Genomic DNA, 19,546 nt, shown 5'->3' on the forward strand with positions numbered 1-19,546 from the left:
TGGCGATTCACCGGCGCAACCCTCCATCATGCTTGGCCGGCAAAGCGGTTTGCTCAAAGCTTGCCCCGCAACAGAAACAGTACCAGCGCCACCAGGCAGGCCGTCGCCTGGATCCCACCCAGCGTCGTGACCGGTGCGAAGCTCAAGACCGAGGCCAGCCAGGTGGTCAGCGCAGCCGCGCCCATGGAGAGAAAGCCCAGCAGTGCGGAGGCCATCCCGGCTTCTTTGCCGAAAGGGCCCATGGTGATTGCCGTGCCCAGTGGGTTGGCCAAACCCATGCCCCAAAGGAAGGTGACCATCGAGAGGGCATACCACCACAGCCCAGGCACGGCCGGACCTACCAGAAGCAGGCCACCGCCGATCATGGCGCAGGCGATGCCCAGGAGCGTGATGACTCGAGCGCCATGACGATGGGCCAGGCGTGGGGCCGCCATGCCGGCGGCGAACACGACGAATACCGTAGAGGCGAAATACAGGCCGGTCTGCACCGACGTCAGGCCGATACCTTGCATCAGGATGGCGGGCGCCGCCGCGAACGAGGCGAACAGGCCGCTCATCAGCAGGCTTATTGAGAGGGCAGGAAGGATGAAGCGCTTATCCAGTACCAATCGGCGATAGGCGAGTACCACGCTCTTGGCCGAGTGGGGCGCCCGGCGATCGGCGGGATGGGTTTCTCCGAGGTCGCGCATGTAGAAGAACGCCAGTACCACGGCGGCCAGTCCCACCAGGATAAAGATGGCACGCCAGCCGAGCGTGACGGCCAGTACGCTGCCGGCCAACGGCGAAAACCCCGGTGCCGCGGCAGTGGCGATCATCGTCAGCGACAGGGCGCGGGCGAGCGTCTCGCCTTCGAACAGATCCCGCGCGATGGCGCGGGACAGCACCGAGGCCGCACACACGCCCAGCGCCTGCACGACGCGCCCGGCGATCAGCACATCGAGGGTGCTGGCAAGGCCGGCAATGACGGTGCCGACCACGAACACCGACAAGCCGCCCAGCACCAGTTTCTGGCGCCCGTAGCGGTCGGCCAGTGGCCCGACCACCAGTTGGCCCAAGGCGAAGGTGATGAAGAAACTGGACAGCGTCAGGCCGAGTTCGCGAGCGGTCACGCCCAAGTCTTCACCGATCGCCGCAAACGCCGGGAGGATGATGTTGGTAGAGAGCATGCTGATCGCCGCAAGGCCTGCAAGCAGCGCGACGACTTTGCCGGTCAATGGTTGTGTGGAGGCGTGCGGTTGGCTAGCGGTAATCGCCAATGAAGTTCTGGCTTCCATACGTCATCTCCTGCGCGGGTGGAGGGCGTGCCTCAACCTGAGTCTGCGGCCCGTGGTGGTTCACATGATGGTCATAATATTCTGGCCAAATATGATGATCATCATCTCAGGCGTCAAGCTAAATATTGGCGGTTCGAGTTTCGTCACAGGAATCACCTGCGCACTGTCTGCCACCGGACAGTTGATCAACACGGTTGTCACCATGCAGGCATTCCTGTTGATCGAATGGACATCTAACTTGTTGTAAGTAAAAGAATTATTACTTGGCACGAATTGTGTTGATAGAGCAGTGAGAAGCACTCGGAAGGGGTGCTGAATCTATCGAGCAGGAGTTCCCATGCCACGTGAAATTCGATTGAATGCCTTTGAGATGAACTGTGTCGGTCACCAGTCGCCCGGTCTCTGGAGGCATCCCAAGGATCGCGCCTGGCAGTACAAGGACCTGGATTACTGGACCGACCTGGCCAAGCTGTTGGAGCGCGGCAAGTTCGACGGCATCTTCATCGCCGATGTGATTGGTATCTACGATGTGCTCGGTGGCAATGGCGATGCGGCCATCCGCCAGGCGACGCAGGTGCCGGTCAACGATCCCTTGGCGTTGATCACGCCGATGGCGCTGGTGACCGAACACCTGGGCTTTGGCCTCACCGCTTCGTTGACCTTCGAGCACCCTTATCCCTTCGCCCGTCGCCTGTCCACGCTGGACCACCTGACCAAGGGGCGCATCGGTTGGAACATCGTCACCTCTTACCTCGACAGCGGGGCGCGCAACCTCGGGCAGAAAGCCCTGAGCGATCACGATGCGCGCTACGACTACGCCGACGAATACCTGGAGGTGCTTTATAAGTTGTTCGAAGGCAGTTGGGAGGAGGGGGCGGTGGTGCGCGACCGTGAGCGCGGCATCTTCAGCGACCCGAGCAAGGTCCACGAGATCCGCCACCAGGGCAAGCACTTCCAGGTGCCGGGTATCCACCTCTGCGAGCCGTCGCCACAGCGCACGCCGGTGCTCTATCAAGCGGGAGCGTCGAGTCGTGGCAAGGACTTCGCCGCCGGGCACGCGGAGTGTGTGTTCGTTGCCGCACCGTCCAAGGTGATCCTGAAGAAGACCGTGGCCGATATACGCCGGCGTGCTGCCGAAGCCGGACGCGATCCGCGCAAGGTGCTGATCTTCAACCTGCAGACGGTGATCGTCGACGAGACCGACGCCAAGGCGCAGGCCAAGTGGCGGGAACTGAAATCCTACAGCAGCTACGAGGGCGCGTTGGCGCTGATCTCCGGTTGGACCGGTATCGATTTTGGTCAGTACCGGCCCGACCAGGTGCTCAAGCACATCCATACCAACGCCATCCAGTCGGCCGTGGAAACCTTCTCTACTGCCGACCCGGACAAGCAGTGGACCGTCCAGGAGCTGGCCGACTGGGTCGGTATCGGCGGCTTCGGCCCATTGATTGTCGGCAGTGCGCAAACCGTGGCCGACGAGCTGCAGGCCTGGGTCGAGGACACCGATGTGGACGGTTTCAACCTGGCCTACGCCTTGGCCCATGAAACCTTCCGCGATGTGGTTGAGCTGCTGGTGCCCGAGTTGCAACAGCGCGGTGCGTACAAGACCGAATACCGCCCCGGCACCTTGCGCGACAAGCTGTTCGGCGACGGTCCGCGACTGCCCGATAACCACCCTGGCGCCGGCTATCGGGACTTGAAGCGCCTCGCCCCGCGCAGCCGCCTCGCTGAACCGGCCTTGGCCGGTGAGGAGTAAGCGCATGAGTGTCTACGAACTCAATTCGCCACTGCCCGACAGGGTCACGGACAACGCCCTGGCGGCCTTGCAACGCTGGGCCAGGGAACGACCGACGCAGATCGCCCTGCGCCATCGGCGCCTCGGTCTCTGGAAGGCCTGGCGTTGGATCGATGTGCAGCGCGAGGTCGAGCGTGTGTGCGATGGCTTGCGCCAGCAGGGCTTTGCCCCTGGGGCGCGGCTGGCGCTCAGTGGTGCCTTCGAGCCGAGCCTGCTGATCCTGGCACTGGCCGCACGCCAACTGGGTGGGCACAGCGTGGTGATCGACCGCGACAGCCGGGGTGAGGATCTACAACGTCAGTTACGCCTGACCCGTCCGGCGTTCGCCTTTGTCCAGCGCCGCGAAAGCGTGTCGCACTGGCTGCAGTGCGGCCTGGATGAGGAGTGGCCGCTGCGGCTGTATTCGGCCCAGGTCAACGTAGCGAATCGTGGTCTGTGGCAGGTGCAGTCGCTGTCGGTGCTGTTCGTCACCGAGGCGCCGACCGCGCAACGCCAGGGCTGGGCCCAGGTCGCCGAGGACGCGGTGGTGTGGGTCGATGAAGGCACCGAGTGGCGCGATGGCCTGGCCCACTTGTTCAGTCGCTGGCTGGAGGGTGGTGAAGGCTTGGCGTTTCCGGAAACGCGCGAGTCAGCCAGTCGCGATCGTCGCGAGATCGCCCCCACAGCCTTGCTGCTGTCCGCGGTGCGAGTCGAATCCCTGGCGGCGGAAATCGAAGCTCGCCTGCCACTTCCAGGCAGTTGGCGCCGACGCCTGTGCGAATGGACCCTGGACGATCCGCGGCGTGGCCTGCGCCGCTGGCTCAAGGCGCGGGTGCGGCACCTGCTCGGCTTCCAGCGGCTGCGCCGGATCGAAGTCCCGAGCGCGCCCGCAGACGCGGTGCTGCAAGGCCCTGCACGCCAATCGTGGTTGCAGGAGTACCTGGAGCGAGCGGCATGAGTGCACTGCTGGAGGTGCGCAACGTGTCGCTGTCGTTCCAGGGCGTGAAAGCGATTTCCGACCTTTCGTTCAGCGTCAAGCTTGGCGAGATCTGCGCGCTGATCGGGCCGAACGGCGCGGGCAAGAGTTCGCTGCTGAACATCCTCAACGGCGTCTACCGGGCCGACGCCGGCCAGTTGTTCTTCGCCGCCGAACCGTTGCGCCGCCCGCATCCGCTGAAGGCGGCGCGACTCGGTATCGGTCGGACGTTCCAGAACAATGCGCTGTTCAAGAAAATGAGCGTGGTGGACAACCTGCTCACCGGCCTGTCGCGCTTCCAGCGGACGTTTTTTCTCGAACAGGCCTTGGGTTTGCCGCGTGCCCGGCGCGAGGCGAGGGCGTTCGCCGAGCGTGCCGAGCGGGTGTTGGAATTTCTCGAGTTGCAGGCTTGGCGCGACGTCGCCGTGGGCAGCCTGGCCTACGGCCTGCAGAAACGCGTGGAGCTGGGCCGGGCGTTGATCGCGCAGCCGACGCTGCTGTTGCTCGACGAGCCGATGGCCGGCATGAACGCCGAAGAGAAACAGGACATGAGCCGCTTCATCGCCGATATCAATCGTGATCTTGGCACCACGGTGATTCTCATCGAGCACGACATCCAGGTGGTCATGGGCTTGTCCAGCCACGTCGTGGTGCTGGACTACGGACGCAAGGTCGGCGACGGCTCGCCGGCCGAAGTCCAGGCCAATCCCGATGTGATCGCTGCCTACCTGGGGACGCCTCGCCCATGAACTTCTTTCTGGAAACCCTGATCGGCGGGCTGCTGGCCGGCACCTTGTATTCGCTGGTAGCCATCGGTTTCGTGCTGATCTACAAGGCCAGTGGCGTGTTCAATTTCGCCCAGGGCGCCATGCTGTTGTTCGCCGCGCTGACCTTCGTCAGCTTGCGCGAACAGGGCCTGTCCTTTGCCCTGGCGTTGCTCCTGACGGTGTTGGTGATGGTCGTCGGCGCACTGTTGATCGAGCGCCTGGTATTGCGGCCGTTGGTCAACCGTTCGCAGATTACCCTGTTCATGGCCACCCTCGGCCTGTCGTTCATCATCGAAGGCCTGGCCCAAGGGCTGATGGGCGCCCAGGTGCGCGCACTGGACCTGGGCATCGAGGACGTCCCGCTGTTCGTCGGCGAGATCATGATCAGCCAGTTCGACCTGATCGCCGCCGGGGTGTCCGCGCTGACGGTGGCGGTGCTGGCCCTGCTGTTCAACAAGACCCGCATCGGTGTTGCCCTGCGCGCCGTGGCCGACGACACCCGTGCAGCGCTGTCGCTGGGCATCAACCTCAACCGCATCTGGCAGATCGTCTGGGCCGTGGCCGGGGTGGTCGGGCTGGTCGCCGGGCTGCTCTGGGGCGCGCGCCAGGGCGTGCAGTTCTCGCTTTCGCTGGTGGTGCTCAAGGCGCTGCCGGTACTGATCATCGGGGGCTTCACCTCGATTGGCGGGGCCATCGTCGGCGGGCTGATCGTCGGTGCCGCCGAGAACCTCGCCGAGGCCTATATCGGCCCGCTGATCGGCGGCGGCATCACGCCCTGGTTCGCCTATTTCCTCGCCTTGATCTTCCTCTACATCCGACCGGCCGGCCTGTTTGGCGACCGGATCATTGAACGGGTATGACGCCATGACCGCTACTGTTCCGCGCCTGACTGCCAGCTTCGACGAGGCGCCGCTGACCCTGGTGCGCCGGCGCTGGCGGCCGGGCCTGCTGCTGTTGCTGCTGGTGGCGTTTGTCGGCCTGCCGTGGCTGGGCAACGACTATTGGCTCAACGCGATCCTGATTCCGTTCCTGGTGTTGTCGCTGGCCGGCCTGGGGTTGAACCTGCTGACCGGCTACACCGGCCAGACGTCGGTCGGCGCCGCCGGCTTCATGGCGGTGGGCGCGTTCGCCACCTACGGCCTGCTGCTGCGCGTACCCGGATTGCCGTTGCCACTGGCGCTGATCGGCGGTGGTTTGATCGCCGGGCTGGTGGGGTTGCTGTTCGGCATCCCCAGCTCGCGGATCAAGGGCTTCTACCTGATGGTCACGACTCTGGCCGCGCAGTTCTTCCTGGAGTGGGTGTTCGCCAAGTTCCCCTGGTTCTACAACTACGCCTCGTCCGGCACCATCAGCGCGCCACGTCTGGAGCTGTTGGGCCATAACCTGACCACCCCAGTCGGTCGCTACCTGTTGACCCTCAGTTGCGTGGTGCTGCTGACCTGGATAGCGGCCAACCTGGTGCGCAGCCAGGTCGGCCGTAACTGGATGGCGATCCGTGACATGGACACCGCTGCCGCCGTGATTGGCATTCCTGTGGAACGCTACAAGCGCCTGGCCTTCGCGGTCAGTTCGTTCTACCTGGGCATCGCCGGGGCGCTCTGGGCGTTCGCCTACCTGGGCACGGCCAGTGCCGGCAGCTTCGACATCAACCGCTCGTTCCAGATTCTGTTCATCATCATTATCGGCGGCATGGGCAGCATCGTCGGCAGCTTCATCGGCGCGGCCTTCATCAGCCTTGTGCCAATCCTGCTCAGCCATGCCGGGCTATGGCTGTTCAACGGCAACGTCGACGCCGGGCAGTTGCAGAACCTGCAGAAGGTGCTCTTCGGCGGCCTGATCATCTGGTTCCTGATCAAGGAACCGGAAGGGCTGGCCCGCCTGCTTGGCGACTTGCGCGAACGCATCAGGGTCTGGCCGCTGCGGTTCTGAGCGCCGACCCACGACCCAACAGACCTTGACCCGACCCAGGGAAAGGAGGTTTCCAACACTGCACAAGAAGTACAGACCATGCGTAGAACCTTGCCTCGCCTCCTGTTCGCCAGTCTCTTCGTGGCTGGCGTCCAGGCCCTGCTGCCGACCATTACCCAGGCCGCCAGCAACCAGCAATTCATCCCCATGGCCACTTACCGGGTCGGCGCCTACGCCTCCAGCGGCATCCCCTGGTGGGCGGGGGAAATCGACTATTTCCGTTACATCAACGAGGTCGAAGGTGGCATCAATGGCGTCAAACTGGTCTGGCAGGAGTGCGAGACGGAGTGGAACGTCGACCGTATCGTCGAGTGCTATGAGCGCTACAAGGGAGGACTCGATGGCGCGCCGACAGCGTTCTTCTTCACCCACAGCACGCCGGGTTCCTACGCGCTGATGGAGAAGGGCGCGGCCGACCGGATCCCGCTGATCGACGGTGCCGGCGGGCGTACCGAATCCACCGACGGCAGCGTGTTTCCCTACGCCTTCCCGTTGCTGCTCAATTACTACGGCCAGGCCTCGGTGGGCATCAACTACATCGCCGAGCGCGAGGGCGGTTTCGACAAGCTCAAGGGCAAGAAGATCGTCACCGTCTACCACGACTCCGCCTATGGCCGCGAAACCCAGGCGCCGATGACCTTGCTGGCGCAGAAGTACGGTTTCGAGAACATCCAGATTCCGGTGGCCGATCCAGGCAACGAACAGTCCGCGCAATGGCGCCAGGTGCGGCAGATCAAGCCGGACTGGGTGTTCCTGCGGACCTGGGGCGTGTCCACGCCGGTGGGGATCAAGACGGCGGCGCGGTTCGGCATCCCGGTCGATCGCATCATCGGTGATGTCTGGGCCGGTTCCGAGGCCGACGTGATCCCGGCGGGCCCTGCCGCCAAGGGCTACCAGGCGCTCGCGCCGTTCCCGGGTGGCGATGGTTTCGAGATCCACAAGCGCTTGCGCCAGTCCATCCTCGACACCGGCAAGAGCGACCTCAAGGACCGCAGCTATTTTGGCAAGGTCTACTACAACATCGGCCTGATCAACGCGGCCATCGCGGTCGAGGCGCTGCGCACGGCCCAGGCGAAGTTCGGCAATCGCCCACTCAACGGCGAGGAAGCGCGCTGGGGCTTCGAACACCTGGACATCGATGCCGCACGACTCAAGGCCAGTGGTTTCGAAGGGCTGTTGCCGCCGCTGAAACTGTCCTGTTCCGACCATGAGGGCGGCGGTGCGGCGCGTGTGCAGCAGTGGGATGGCGAGAAGTGGGTGTTGGTGACCGACTGGGTTCAGGCCGACCGAGCCACGCTGCGCCCATTGATCGAAGCCAAGTCTGCCGCCTACGCCAAGGAAAAGGGTATTACCGCGCGTGATTGCGCCAGCGAACAGTGAGCCGCCGTCGATAACTGTCGCTCGGCCGCCTTCGCGCGGTCGGGCACTCAAGCCGAGAAGATAATCATGCATGCAACCCTCAAACGTCGCCTCGCCGCCATCGGCCTGGCACTCGGCGCCTATACGGCGCTGGTACCGGCTGCCCAGGCGGCCAACGAACAGTTCTTCCCGCTGGCCACCTACCGGGTCGGCGCCTATGCCTCCAGCGGTATTCCGGTCTGGGCCGGAATGATCGACTACCTGCGCTACATCAACGAGGTGGAAGGTGGCATCAACGGCGTCAAGCTGGTCTGGCAGGAGTGCGAGACCGAATGGACGGCGGAGAAGGGCATCGAATGCTACGAGCGCTTCAAGAACGGTCTCAATGGCGCGCCGGTGGCGGTCTATCAGCCCAACGGCGCCCCGGCTGCCTACGCCCTCGCGGACAAGGCCGAGGCCGACAAGATTCCCTTGATCACCCTTGGCTATGGCCGTACCGAAGCCACCGACGGCAGGGTGTTTCCCTATAACTTCCCGGCCATGCTGACGTTCTACAGCGAGGCCTCGGCGTTCATCAACTACGTGGCCGAGCGCGAGGGCGGGCTGGACAAGCTCAAGGGCAAGAAAATCGCCACCGTCTACCACGACTCCGCCTACGGCCGGGAAACCCAGGGGCCGCTGGCGTTGCTGGCGCAGAAGTACGGCTTCGAGAACATCCAGATCGCGGTGGCCGACCCGGGTAACGAGCAGGCCGGGCAGTGGCGCCAGGTGCGGCAACTCAAGCCGGACTGGGTATTCCTGCGGACCTGGGGCGTGTCCACGCCGGTGGCGATCAAGACCGCAGCACGTTTCGGCTACCCGGTGGAACGCATCGTCGGCGACATCTGGGCCAGCTCCAACGAAGACGTACTACCGGCCGGTGAGGCGGGCAAGGGGTATCTGGCATTGACACCCTACCCGGGCGGCGCCGACTTTGACATTCACCAGCGCATCCGCCAGCACATCCTCGATACCGGCAAGAGCGACCTCAAGGATCCGAAGAGTTTTGGCAGCGTCTACTACAACTCCGGCCTGGTGAATGCGGCCATTGCCGTCGAAGCGATCCGCACCGGGCAGAAGCATTTCGGCAACCGTCCGCTCAACGGTGAGGAAGGTCGCTGGGGCCTGGAGCATCTCGATCTCAACGATGCGCGCCTCAAGGAAATCGGTTTTCTTGGGCTGATGCAGCCGCTGCGGTTGTCCTGCAGCGACCACGAGGGCGGCGGGGCGGCCAAGGTGCAGCAGTGGGACGGCCAGCAGTGGAACCTGATCACCGACTGGGTCCAGGCCGACCGCGCCACGTTGCGCCCGTTGATCGATGCCAAGGCCGCCGAGTACGCGAAAGAGAAGGGCGTGACCCCTCGCGATTGCACGGCGCAGTGACCCTGCGCACGGCTTGGCAAATCGAAACACAACCGGGCGCGACTGCGCCCAAGGAGTAAACCATGACCATTGCGGCCCTTGCGGGCACCGAAAGCAGTGAGTTGCTGGCGGTGCAAGACATCGAAGTGATCTACGACGGCGCGATCCTCGCCGTGGCCGGGGTTTCCCTGCGGGTCGGGCAGGGCGATATCGTTGCCCTGCTCGGTGCCAACGGTGCGGGCAAGAGCACTACGCTCAAGGCCATTTCCGGGCTGGTCCAGGCCGATCGGGCGCAGGTCAGTCGTGGGCGGATTGTCTTCCAGGGACAGGACACCGCGGGGGTTGCGGCCAATCTGCTGGCACGCCAGGGCATTGTTCATGTGCTGGAGGGGCGGCATGTGTTCGCCCACCTGACGATCGAGGATAACCTGCGCAGTGGCGGTTTCCTGCGCAAGCCGACGCGCCGGGAGCTGGAGCACGATCTCGAGCGGATCTACGCCTGGTTCCCACGGCTGAAGACCAAGCGCAAGACCCAGGCCGGGCTGACCTCGGGCGGCGAGCAGCAGATGCTTGCCATCGGCCGGGCCTTGATGACCCAGCCTCGACTGGTGCTGCTCGACGAACCCTCGATGGGGCTGGCACCGATTCTCGTCGAAGAGATTTTCGCCATCGTCGCGCAGCTCAATGCCCAGGAGGGCGTGAGCTTTCTGGTGGCCGAGCAGAACATCAATGTCGCCCTGCGCCATGCCAGCTACGCCTACATCCTGGAGAACGGGCGGGTAGTGGGCGAGGGCGACGCCACTGAGCTGGCGGCGCGGGAAGACCTCCAGCATTTTTACCTGGGTGGCAAGGCTCGCTGAGGGCGGCGCAACGCAACTGTTCGCTGGGCAACAGTTCATCGACAGTTTGCCGCTCACGGAGCTTTCAAGCGTACTTGGATTTATCTTCAAGGTATTGAATATAAAACGTTTTTAATGTTGGTACGGGCTGTGCTTTAGCGCTGTATGAACCCGTTATGCATGGAGTAGCACATGACCGACTCACCGTCTTTCGATCTGCCTGGGCAGGCCCATCCGGCGCCGCGCAGTCCGGCTCACATCATCCGTAGCGACGCCGAGGCCATCGAGGTGGCGCAGCGCCTGGCCGAGGATTTCGCCCGCGAGGCGGCCTTGCGCGACCGCGAGCGACGGCTGCCCTGGGAAGAGCTCGAACGTTTTTCCGCGAGCGGGCTGTGGGCGATCCGCGTGCCGAAGGCCTACGGTGGCGCCGAGGTCTCCTATGCCACCCTCAGCGAAGTGATCGCGATCATTTCCGCTGCCGATCCGTCCCTCGGCCAGTTGCCGCAGAACCATTTTGGTGTGCTCAGCAACCTCAGCCTGACCGGCAGCGAGGAGCAGAAGCGCCGCTACTACGCCAAGGTTCTGCAAGGCTATCGTTTCGGCAACGCCTTTTCCGAAGCGCGCAGCCAGTACGTCACCACCTTCCAGACGCAGATCCGCTTCGACGGCGACACGGCCGTACTCGACGGCGAGAAGGCCTATTGCACCGGTGCGTTGTTCGCCCACATCGTGCCGGTCGCCGGGGTGGACGAGGCGGGGCACGTTCATATCGCCCTCGTTCCACGGGATGCAGCGGGCCTGACGGTGATCGACAGTTGGGACGGCTTCGGTCAGCGCATCACCGCCAGTGGCCAGGTGCGCATCGAAGGTGTACGGGTACCGGCGAGCGACGTGGTGCCGGCCTGGAAGGCCTATGACCAACCCACCTCCGACGGCCCGATCTCGCAAATCATTCAGGCTGCGGTGGACACCGGCATTGCCCGTGGTGCGTTCGCCGAGACTTTGCGCGTAGCACGCCAGGCGCGCCCGTGGGTGGACAGCGGGCTGCAACACGGCTGGCAGGACCCGCTGGGCCAGGCGCTGATCGGTGAGTTGGCCTGGCGCCTGCAAGCGACCGAAGCGATTCTGCGTCGCGCGGCGCACGCGGTCGACCGTGCTGTCGTCGAGCCTAGCGAGGAACGGGTTGCTGAAGCTTCGGTGATTGTCGGCCAGGCCAAGGTGCTGTCCACCGAGATTTCCCTGGAGGCTTCCAGCCGTCTGTTGGAGTTGGGTGGCACCCGCAGCGTCTCGGCCAGCCAGGGGCTGGACCGGTTCTGGCGCAATGCGCGGACCCACACCCTGCACGATCCGGTGCGCTGGAAGTATCACTTGGTCGGCAATCAACTGCTCAACGGCATCAAGCCGCAACGTCATTCCTGGAACTGAGGATCGCCCATGTCCAACTTACATTCCCAAGGCCGTAGCGACCTGGCCCATGCTCGGCATGTCGAGGTGGCGCTGATTGACTATCTGCGTGCACAAAGTGCCCGCCACGAAGCGCTGGTGATTGCCGCCGTCGGCGAACTGCGCATCCGCATCGACGCTGCTGACGCCTTGTTGGAGTACGCCGATGAGTCCCAGTCGGCTGCCATTGCCTTTCGCTTGGCTGCCGCCGAGGCGGCGCGCCTGGCGGGTGACGTGTACTTCGAACTGGCCGGCCGAAGCCTGCCGCGGCCCCTGCCAGACAGCGCCGAACCGGCCTTGCTGACCCAGCGCCGGTTGCTGGGCGACCACTACCTCAACGGCGCTGCGTTGGCCGACGAGCAAGAAGGGCGCCTGGCTGCGGGATAGGCAATGGATCGTGATGAAATCGGGGAGTGCCGGAGTGCTCCCCGGGTTGTTCGCTGAAGATCACCTGGCGTTTCCTGCGGTTCGGTTTGAATCGCGGGAAACGCTCCCCGGGGAACAGAACCGACGCCGGCTCAGGCCAGCCCGAACACCCTGCGCGCGTTACCGTGGAAGAACTTCTCCAGCACCTCGTCTTTCAGCCCCAGTTGCAGGGCGTCTTCGATGCTTTGACGGATCGGTCGGAAGGTGTAGGAAGAGCCGAACAGCAACTGGTCGGCCAGGTAGCCGTTGGCCGCTTGCACGTAACCCTCGCTGCCCGGCTGGAACAGGTACATGTCCGGTACCAGATGAATGTTTTCAAAGCGGAAAGCAACGCCGAGGGCCTGCTGCACGTTGGGCCAGTAGCCGTGGTAGACGACGATCGTCAGGTCCGGGAACGCACGGGCCACGGCCGCCAGGCGTGCCGGGTCGTTGTAGCTGGGGTCCGGGGTGGTCGGCCCGCTCATCAGGAACAGCGGGATACCACGCTTTTGCAAGTGCTCGTAGAGCGGCCAGTACAGCCCATCGTCGGGGTGCCGGGCCGGTTCGGCGAAGCCCGGTTCCAGGTCGATGCCGGCCAGGCCCAGGTGATCGATCGCCCGGTCTATTTCCGCCAGGGCGCCTTCGATTCCTTGTAGCACCGGCTCTACCGAGCCGATGCCGATCAGCTCGTCGTGACCCCAAACGATTTCGTGGATGCGCTCATTCGGCAGGTGCTGGCTCGGTGTGTGGCGGCCCACCACCACGGCTTTGTCCAGCCCGGCGTCACGCACCTCGGCGAGAAAACCCTCCGGTGTCAGCGAACGTTCGAAGTGATCGTCCGGGCCGCGAGTGCCGACGCGCCGGTTGAGCCAGCGCGCCACGGCGTGTTCGGGCGAGCCCGGGACCCCGCCGAAGAATGGGTGCAGGTAGGCCGGGCGACAACGCAGGTCGATGACGTTCATGCGACTTTCTCCTTGCCGGCGCGGACGTCGAAGGCACCTCCCGTGAAGGCGCCCTCCACGGTGACCCTGCCCTTGCCCGGCAACAGCGGGAACACCAGTTCGGCGAAGCGGTAGGCTTCTTCCAGGTGCGGGTAACCCGAGAGGACGAAGCTGTCGACGCCCAGATCGGCGTATTCGAGCAGGCGTGCGGCGACGGTTTCCGGATCGCCGACCAGTGCCGTGCCGGCGCCACCGCGAACCAGGCCGACACCGGCCCAGAGATTGGGCGCCACTTCCAGCTTGTTGCGGTCGCCGCCGTGCAACGCGGCCATGCGCCGCTGGCCTTCGGAATCCATCTTGACGTAGTTGGCCTGGGCGGCGGCAATAGTGGCGTCGTCGAGGTGGCTGATCAACTCGTCGGCAGCGGCCCAGGCGGCTTCGCTGGTTTCCCGCACGATCACGTGCAGGCGCACGCCGAAGCGCACGCTGCGGCCATGCCTGGCGGCACGAGCGCGCACGTCGGCGATTTTCTCGGCCACGGCCGCCGGCGGTTCGCCCCAGGTCAGGTAAGCATCGACATGCTTGGCTGCCAATTCATGGGCGGCCTCTGATGAACCGCCGAAGTACAGCGGCGGGTGGGGGTGTTGTACGGGCGGGAAGAAGTTCTGGGCGCCACGCACTTTCAGGTGCTTGCCGTCGAAGTCGACAGTTTCGCCCTGGAGCAGGCGGCGCCAGATGGTCAGGAACTCATCGGAGGCGTCATAGCGCTCGTCGTGCGTGAGGAACACACCGTCGGCTTCCAGTTCGGTGGCGTCGCCGCCGGGTACGACGTTGAGCAGCAGGCGGCCACCACTGGCCTGATCCAGGCTGGCAGCCTGGCGCGCCGACGCCGTGGGGTTGCCCAGCGAGGTGCGCAGCGCCACCAGCAGCTTGATGCGCTGGGTCACCGGAACCAGGCTGGCGGCGGTCACCCAGGGATCCAGGCAACTGGCCCCGGTGGGGATCAGCAGGCCATCGTAGCCGAGTTGATCGGCGGCCACGGCGATCTGGCGCATGTAGGCGTTGGTCGCCGGTCGGCCACTGTCGGAGTGTCCCAGGTAACGAGTGTCGCCGGAGGTGGGAAGGAACCAGAAAATATCCAGGCTCATGAGGTTCGGTCCTTGTGCGGTTGGGCGTATGGAAGGGCGCATGGGCCCTTCCGGCATCGCAACGCTTGGCATGTTGGGGCGTTGTCGGTCGCCCACGGGGGCGCCGCATCGCCTGGTTTTAGTTTGATCAGATCGACAGTTGCAGCGCCCGATCCGGGCGTGTGTGGATGTCCGGGCGACGTCGGTTGACCACCAGCTCGCCAATGGCGATCAGTCGTGCTCGCGTGACGTTGCGACTCAAGCCCAGCAAGCTGGCGGTGCGCACCTGGTTGCAGTGGCAGAAGCGGTAGGCGGCGCGCAGCAGGCTGTCTTCGACTTTCTCGTGGAGGCCGCCAGCCTGTTCTTCGAACAACCGGTGGAACGTGCGCAGCAGTTGTTCGTCGGCGCTCTCGCCGAGGGCGGCCTGCGCTGGCTCCTGGCGCTCGATGCGCAGGGACGACAAGCGCAAGTCGTCTTCCTGCACCAGACCGTTGCGGCACACCAGCAAGGTGTGGTGGATGACGTTCTCCAGTTCGCGGATGTTGCCCGGCCAACTGTAGTCCGCCAGTTTGCGCTCGGCTCCGGAGGTCAGGCGCACTTCGCCGTAGCCCAGGCGGTTGCAGTAGGTCTTGATGAAGTGCCGGGTCAGCGGCAGGATGTCGCCTGGCCGCTCACGCAGCGGAGAGAGTTGCAGGCTGACCACGTCGAGGCGGTAATACAGGTCCTCGCGGAAGTGGCCGGCGCCGATGGCCTTGTCCAGTTGCACGTTGGTGGCAGCGACCACGCGCACGTTGATCGGGATGCTCTTGCGCGAACCCAGGCGCACCACCTCGCGCTCTTGCAGCACACGCAGCAGCTTGACCTGGATGGCCATTGGCAGGTCGCCGATCTCGTCGAGGAACAATGTGCCGCCGTTGGCTTCCTCGAACCAGCCGGCCTTGGCGGCGAGGGCGCCGGTGAAGGCACCTTTCTCGTGGCCGAACAGCTCCGCTTCCACCAGCGACTCGGAAAAAGCCCCGCAGTTGACGGCGACGAAGGGCCCGGCGCGACGGCCGCTGAGGTTGTGGATGTGGCGTGCGACCAGCTCCTTGCCCGTGCCGGTTTCACCAATGATCAGGACGCTGGCCTCGCTGGGGGCGACCTGTTGTACGTGGGCGAGCAGCGCCTGCGATCTAGGGTCTTCGAAGACCTGTGCGGTCGCCCGGATCGAGGTGGCCAGTGTCGGCGAAGGGGGGAGGGTCAGCAGTTGCATGGGCATCCCTATGAGTAGAAGGAGGGGGTGGGCCGCGTCTGGTTCAGCGCCCATTCACCCAGTTCGTGGAGTTTGTAATCCACGGGGTCGTGCAGGCTCTGGGTGCGCAGGTTGCGCCAATGGCGGTCCAGGCGTAGCGAAGCATGGGTGGCGCGGGCGCCGGTGACTTCGAACAGGCGGCTACAGATATCCAGGCCGGTGCGTACGGCGGCGACTTTGGCGGTGGCGATGGACAGCGCCAGCTGGGCGCGTTCCTCGGCACCCAGGGCGTGGCCCTTGTGCCAGGCCTCATCCAACTGGTCGGCAGCGCGTTCCACCAGCAGTCGCACACTTTCCAGGCCAACCCAGAATTCGCCGAAGTGGCGCAACACATAAGGGTCTTCGCTGACATGCTGGGCCTTGGAACGGAACCACGGCCGGCCTTCCTTGAGGGTGTAGTGCCGGGCTTCTTCCAGGGCGCCTTCGGCAATACCGAGGAAGATGTGGGAGAAATGCAATTGCGCGATCAACGGGCGCAGGCAGGCGAAAGGCGTACTCAGGGGGCCGGGGTCGAGCAGCAATTCGTTCTCTTCTACCCGCACCCGTTCGAAGGTGGCACTGCCACTGTCGGTCTGGCGTTGGCCCATATTGTCCCAGTCGCCGTGCAGGGTGATGCCGGTGCGGCCACTGGGGATCGCGGCGATCAGCAGTTTGCCGCCAGCGCTTTCGTCGATGGCCGAGGCGATCAGCATTTCCGAGTCGCTGGCACCGGAGCAGAAGCTCTTCTTGCCGGAGAATTCGCGCCAGCCGTCGAAGGTCTTGACCACGGTACGGGTGTCCAGTGGGTTCAGCGCGTTGCCCCAGAACCAGTTCTTGCGGGCGGTCTGTTCGAACCAGGGTTGCCACTGATCGGGGCGCGAGAACAGACGCACGGTGGCCAGCATCAGGTGCTGAAAACCGAAGACGTGGGCGATGGAACTGTCCACCTTGGCGAACTCGCGCACCACGCCAAGGGTTTCGCTCCAACTGGCCCCGAGGCCACCGAACTGGGTGGGGATGCTCAAAGCCAGCAAACCGCTCTGGCGTATGGCATCGCGTTGCAGCTTGGGTGTGCCGCCGGCCTCGTCGCGCTCGACGGCGGTTTCGGCGAACTCCGCAGCCAGGCGGCGGGCGGTCTGCAGCGGGGTCAGCACGGTGGGTTGTGGTTGGATTCTCATGCGATGTCCCTCGCAAAAACGCCTTCCAGGCAGATGCAATCGTGATTCATGCGGGCTCCTCAGGCGATCTTGCGCAGGGCGTACGCCTGGCCGGCAAACAGGCGAGAGGCGCGTGCGGCCGCCAGCTCGATGCGCGACTGCAAGGCCGCGCTGACGATGCGGTAGTCGGCGAAATCGGTCTCGCTGGCGTACACGCCGATGGGCAGGGTGAGTGACTGGAAGAAGCTGAACAGCGGGCGCAACTGGTGATCGAGGACCAGGGCATGGCGTTCGCTGCCACCGGTGGCGGCCAGCAGTACCGGCGTGTTGATCAGGGCGTCCTGGCCGACCAGATCGAACAAATGCTTGAACAGGCCCGGATAGGTGCCGCGATAGACCGGCGCGGCCACCACCAGCAAATCGGCAGACTCGATCAGGCGCAGTTCGTGCTCGACGGTTTCCGGCAATTCCTTGCGCCATAGCGCACCGCCCAGCGGACGGGCGATGTTGCCCAGTTCGATCAGGTGGGTATCGATGACCAAGTGCTGGCCGAGCTCGCCCAGGATGGCTTCGGTCAGTGCCAGAGTGCGCGAGGGGCGGGCGGTACCGCCGGAGACGGCGACGACTTTCAATGGAGTGCTCATCCTAGGTGTTCCTGTTGGACTGTTGATCGAGGTACATAGACTTGAGCAAGGGCCGTACCAACGCGAAAAGCCCAGCGTTTACTGGGCTTGGCGGGGATGGGAGGGGGCGGAACTGTTGGTCTGGTGGATGAATTGTTGAATGGCTGTTGCCCAGGCAACAACTGAACCGCTGTTTCTGGGGCAACAGTCTTCAGTGGCAACAGTCGTCACCCCTATAGGTCGTCCGCCATCGATGCTACAGTCCCGTCTTTCCAGGGGAGAGAGCGTCATGCGGATCGTGGTATTGGCTTTGACGATGGCGCTGCTCGGGGGATGCGCGACGGCCAACGAAACCTTTGGCATGGGGCAAATGTGCGGCCTTCATCCGTACTGCGGTGCGGCTACCGATATCGAGATCATCAAGGGCTCGACGAACGACAACGATGTGTATTCACGCGCGCTGGCACCGTTTGCAATCATTGACCTGCCTTTCAGTGTCGTGGCCGATACGTTGATTCTGCCCTATACGATTTTTCATATGAGGCCTGCCGAGGAGTAGGCCTCTCTGAATGATTCGAAGCCGCTCCCTCGTCCCAGGGATTCAAACCCCGGCGACAACCTCGCGAACGAAGTCTTCATAGGTGCGCAGCGGGCGTCCCAGGATCGCCTGGAGCCGTTCCACGGTGCCTTCGGCGGCCTGCATGCCAAACGTCTGGATACCGGACATCATCAGGCGCATGTCATAAGCCAGCCAGGCTGGGCCGTACGCCGCCAATTGTGCTTCGAAGGCGAGCACATCGTCACCGCCGTAGGCGACCTCGCGACCCAGGGCGGCGCTCCAGATTTTCGCCACGGCGGTACCGGTCAGTGCGTGCGGGCCGACCAACTCCAGGGTGACCCGATCCAGGGCCGAAGGTGCCTTGTCGCGCCGCATCGCCGACCTTGAGGAGCAATTGGGGGGCAGGCTGATCGAGCGCAGCGCCCGCGGCCTGAAGCTCACCGAGGCCGGTGCGCTGCTGATGGCCAGGGCCGAAGGGCCCCTGGCCGAGGTGGCCGAAGCCATGGCGGCGGCGAAGGAGGGCGTATCGACGCCGCGCGGACGCTTGCGTGTCGCTGCCCCGGTCCTGTTCTCGCAGCTGGCGATGGGGCGCATCGGCGCAGAGTTTTGCGCGGCTTACCCTGACGTCACGATCGAGGTCGTTGCGGAGGATCGCGTGGTGGATCTCGTCGAGGAGCAATTCGATGTCGCCATCCGGATCAACCCCGGCCCGGACAGCGATTTAGTCGGTCGCTGTTTCGCCAAGGACCGGCTGGTGGTGGCCGCACCTGGACTGCCAATGCCTGCACCCGGGGCCATCCGCTCGGTTCCCGGCATTGTGGCGTCCGGTTTCGAGCCCACCCAGTGGATACTTGATGGCGGCCACTTGGTCTTGGAACCGATCCCCAGGCTGCGGTTCTCTTCGTTCCTGATGATCCGCGATGCGGCCATCGCCGGTGGTGGAGCGGCCCTTATCCCGCAGTCGATGGCATGGAACCAGCTGGCCAGTGGCGAGTTGGTCCAGTGGGGCACGGTATCTGGGAAAGAAGCCGAACTCTGGGTCCTGCACACGTCCCGACGACTTGCTGCGCCGAAGGTGCGGGCGTTTGTCGATTTCATGTGTGCCAGGTACCCGGACATGTCCCTGGTCTTGCAGGGATAAAAACGCTCACGTCAGGTCGTCGGTCATGAGCCTCACCCTGTGGCAATCGGTCGGCCCGAGTTTCTGACCGCTTGCCGAGCGCACTTCCATCGGCATGAGGGCCTGGCCGGTGGCGTTGTCCAACAGTACGGAACGGGTTTCCCCCGGCTCGAACAGGAAACGTTCGCCCCACTGTCGCAGGCTGACCACCACCGGAAAGATCTCCAGGCCTTTCTCTGTCAGGACGTACTCCTTGTAGGCGCTCCCATCCGAGGCGGGTCGAACGTCGAATACGCCGACCTCGACCAAGGCTTTGAGTCGCGAAGCCAGAATGTTCTTGGCCACGCCCAGGCTCTTTTGAAATTCGCTGAATCGACGGATGTCGTCGAATGCGTCGCGGATGATCATCAGTGACCAGCGATCACCCATCACATCCAGTGTCCTGGCGACCGGGCATTCGTTGTTTTGCGATGAAGCGGTTTCCATTTGATTGACCCTCTGGAAAGCATTGCCAAGTTGGTCGGAATTATATGGTTGCAAATT

At 64.2% G+C, this 19,546-nt stretch carries 20 protein-coding genes and 1 pseudogene; 13 read left to right on the forward strand and 8 right to left on the reverse strand.

Annotation, left to right across the window (positions count from 1 at the left end):
- Positions 1 to 53: 53 nt before the first annotated feature.
- Positions 54 to 1,274, reverse strand: a complete 1,221-nt coding sequence (locus tag J4E63_RS11040) for a multidrug effflux MFS transporter (protein ID WP_207281971.1) — start codon at positions 1,272 to 1,274, stop codon at positions 54 to 56.
- On the opposite strand from J4E63_RS11040, the gene J4E63_RS11045 reads away from it, so the two are divergent.
- The 11 genes from J4E63_RS11045 (at position 1,165) to J4E63_RS11095 (ending at position 12,188) form a co-directional block, all read left to right on the forward strand.
- Complete coding sequence (locus J4E63_RS11045) at positions 1,165 to 1,521, forward strand: hypothetical protein (protein WP_207282513.1); 357 nt, start codon at positions 1,165 to 1,167, stop codon at positions 1,519 to 1,521. The two genes, J4E63_RS11040 and J4E63_RS11045, sit on opposite strands and share 110 nt — an antisense overlap.
- 90 nt (positions 1,522 to 1,611) lie before the next feature.
- On the forward strand, positions 1,612 to 3,030 hold the full coding sequence (locus J4E63_RS11050; RefSeq protein ID WP_207281972.1) for an LLM class flavin-dependent oxidoreductase: 1,419 nt from the start codon (positions 1,612 to 1,614) through the stop codon (positions 3,028 to 3,030).
- Positions 3,031 to 3,034: 4 nt separating this feature from the next.
- Complete coding sequence (locus tag J4E63_RS11055; RefSeq protein WP_060742783.1) at positions 3,035 to 4,006, forward strand: AMP-binding protein; 972 nt, start codon at positions 3,035 to 3,037, stop codon at positions 4,004 to 4,006.
- The gene (locus J4E63_RS11060; RefSeq protein WP_072405043.1) at positions 4,003 to 4,773 is read left to right on the forward strand and encodes an ABC transporter ATP-binding protein; all 771 of its coding nucleotides are present in this window, start codon (positions 4,003 to 4,005) and stop codon (positions 4,771 to 4,773) included. Before J4E63_RS11055 ends, J4E63_RS11060 begins: the two co-directional genes overlap by 4 nt.
- The gene (locus J4E63_RS11065) at positions 4,770 to 5,651 is read left to right on the forward strand and encodes a branched-chain amino acid ABC transporter permease (protein WP_060742781.1); all 882 of its coding nucleotides are present in this window, start codon (positions 4,770 to 4,772) and stop codon (positions 5,649 to 5,651) included. Before J4E63_RS11060 ends, J4E63_RS11065 begins: the two co-directional genes overlap by 4 nt.
- A 4-nt stretch (positions 5,652 to 5,655) precedes the next feature.
- Complete coding sequence (locus J4E63_RS11070) at positions 5,656 to 6,720, forward strand: branched-chain amino acid ABC transporter permease (protein ID WP_207281973.1); 1,065 nt, start codon at positions 5,656 to 5,658, stop codon at positions 6,718 to 6,720.
- Between the two features lie 78 nt (positions 6,721 to 6,798).
- Positions 6,799 to 8,139: an ABC transporter substrate-binding protein gene (locus J4E63_RS11075; protein ID WP_060742779.1), complete on the forward strand. Its 1,341-nt coding sequence runs from the start codon at positions 6,799 to 6,801 to the stop codon at positions 8,137 to 8,139.
- Between the two features lie 66 nt (positions 8,140 to 8,205).
- Positions 8,206 to 9,540 (forward strand): ABC transporter substrate-binding protein, encoded by a 1,335-nt coding sequence (locus tag J4E63_RS11080; RefSeq protein ID WP_103308157.1) that lies wholly within the window; start codon positions 8,206 to 8,208, stop codon positions 9,538 to 9,540.
- 62 nt (positions 9,541 to 9,602) lie between these two features.
- Complete coding sequence (locus tag J4E63_RS11085) at positions 9,603 to 10,379, forward strand: ABC transporter ATP-binding protein (protein ID WP_207281974.1); 777 nt, start codon at positions 9,603 to 9,605, stop codon at positions 10,377 to 10,379.
- Positions 10,380 to 10,550: 171 nt separating this feature from the next.
- Positions 10,551 to 11,783, forward strand: coding sequence for an SfnB family sulfur acquisition oxidoreductase (locus J4E63_RS11090; RefSeq protein ID WP_207281975.1), 1,233 nt, complete (start codon positions 10,551 to 10,553; stop codon positions 11,781 to 11,783).
- Between the two features lie 9 nt (positions 11,784 to 11,792).
- Positions 11,793 to 12,188, forward strand: a complete 396-nt coding sequence (locus tag J4E63_RS11095) for a hypothetical protein (protein ID WP_060742775.1) — start codon at positions 11,793 to 11,795, stop codon at positions 12,186 to 12,188.
- A 131-nt stretch (positions 12,189 to 12,319) separates the two neighbouring features.
- On the opposite strand, the gene J4E63_RS11100 is transcribed toward J4E63_RS11095, so the two are convergent.
- From J4E63_RS11100 to msuE, 5 genes are all read right to left on the reverse strand, one after another.
- Positions 12,320 to 13,168 (reverse strand): amidohydrolase family protein, encoded by an 849-nt coding sequence (locus J4E63_RS11100; protein WP_207281976.1) that lies wholly within the window; start codon positions 13,166 to 13,168, stop codon positions 12,320 to 12,322.
- Positions 13,165 to 14,295: an FMNH2-dependent alkanesulfonate monooxygenase gene (gene ssuD, locus J4E63_RS11105; RefSeq protein ID WP_207281977.1), complete on the reverse strand. Its 1,131-nt coding sequence runs from the start codon at positions 14,293 to 14,295 to the stop codon at positions 13,165 to 13,167. The genes J4E63_RS11100 and ssuD overlap by 4 nt, the downstream gene beginning before the upstream one ends.
- A 127-nt stretch (positions 14,296 to 14,422) precedes the next feature.
- Positions 14,423 to 15,526 carry a sigma-54-dependent Fis family transcriptional regulator gene (locus J4E63_RS11110; protein WP_060742772.1) on the reverse strand — a complete coding sequence of 368 codons (1,104 nt, stop codon included), beginning with the start codon at positions 15,524 to 15,526 and terminating at the stop codon, positions 14,423 to 14,425.
- An 8-nt stretch (positions 15,527 to 15,534) separates the two neighbouring features.
- Complete coding sequence (locus tag J4E63_RS11115; protein WP_060742771.1) at positions 15,535 to 16,722, reverse strand: acyl-CoA dehydrogenase family protein; 1,188 nt, start codon at positions 16,720 to 16,722, stop codon at positions 15,535 to 15,537.
- Between the two features lie 59 nt (positions 16,723 to 16,781).
- Positions 16,782 to 17,345 (reverse strand): FMN reductase, encoded by a 564-nt coding sequence (gene msuE / locus J4E63_RS11120; protein WP_207281978.1) that lies wholly within the window; start codon positions 17,343 to 17,345, stop codon positions 16,782 to 16,784.
- A 139-nt stretch (positions 17,346 to 17,484) separates the two neighbouring features.
- Here msuE and J4E63_RS11125 point away from each other — a divergent pair, with 139 nt between their 5' ends.
- Positions 17,485 to 17,883 carry a YceK/YidQ family lipoprotein gene (locus tag J4E63_RS11125; RefSeq protein ID WP_259333710.1) on the forward strand — a complete coding sequence of 133 codons (399 nt, stop codon included), beginning with the start codon at positions 17,485 to 17,487 and terminating at the stop codon, positions 17,881 to 17,883.
- A gap of 42 nt (positions 17,884 to 17,925) precedes the next feature.
- On the opposite strand, the pseudogene J4E63_RS11130 reads toward J4E63_RS11125, so the two are convergent.
- Positions 17,926 to 18,258, reverse strand: a pseudogene (locus J4E63_RS11130) (NmrA/HSCARG family protein); the annotation flags it as partial.
- Between J4E63_RS11130 and J4E63_RS11135 the strand changes: the two are divergent.
- Entirely contained in the window at positions 18,167 to 19,024 is an 858-nt protein-coding gene (locus J4E63_RS11135; protein ID WP_207282488.1) for a LysR substrate-binding domain-containing protein, read from the forward strand. The pseudogene J4E63_RS11130 and the gene J4E63_RS11135 sit on opposite strands and share 92 nt — an antisense overlap.
- A gap of 6 nt (positions 19,025 to 19,030) precedes the next feature.
- On the opposite strand, the gene J4E63_RS11140 is transcribed toward J4E63_RS11135, so the two are convergent.
- Positions 19,031 to 19,489, reverse strand: coding sequence for a helix-turn-helix domain-containing protein (locus J4E63_RS11140; protein WP_207281979.1), 459 nt, complete (start codon positions 19,487 to 19,489; stop codon positions 19,031 to 19,033).
- Between the last annotated feature and the right edge of the window lie 57 nt (positions 19,490 to 19,546).

This window comes from Pseudomonas sp. FW300-N2F2 (assembly GCF_017351655.1).
Lineage (GTDB): Bacteria > Pseudomonadota > Gammaproteobacteria > Pseudomonadales > Pseudomonadaceae > Aquipseudomonas > Aquipseudomonas fluorescens_AA.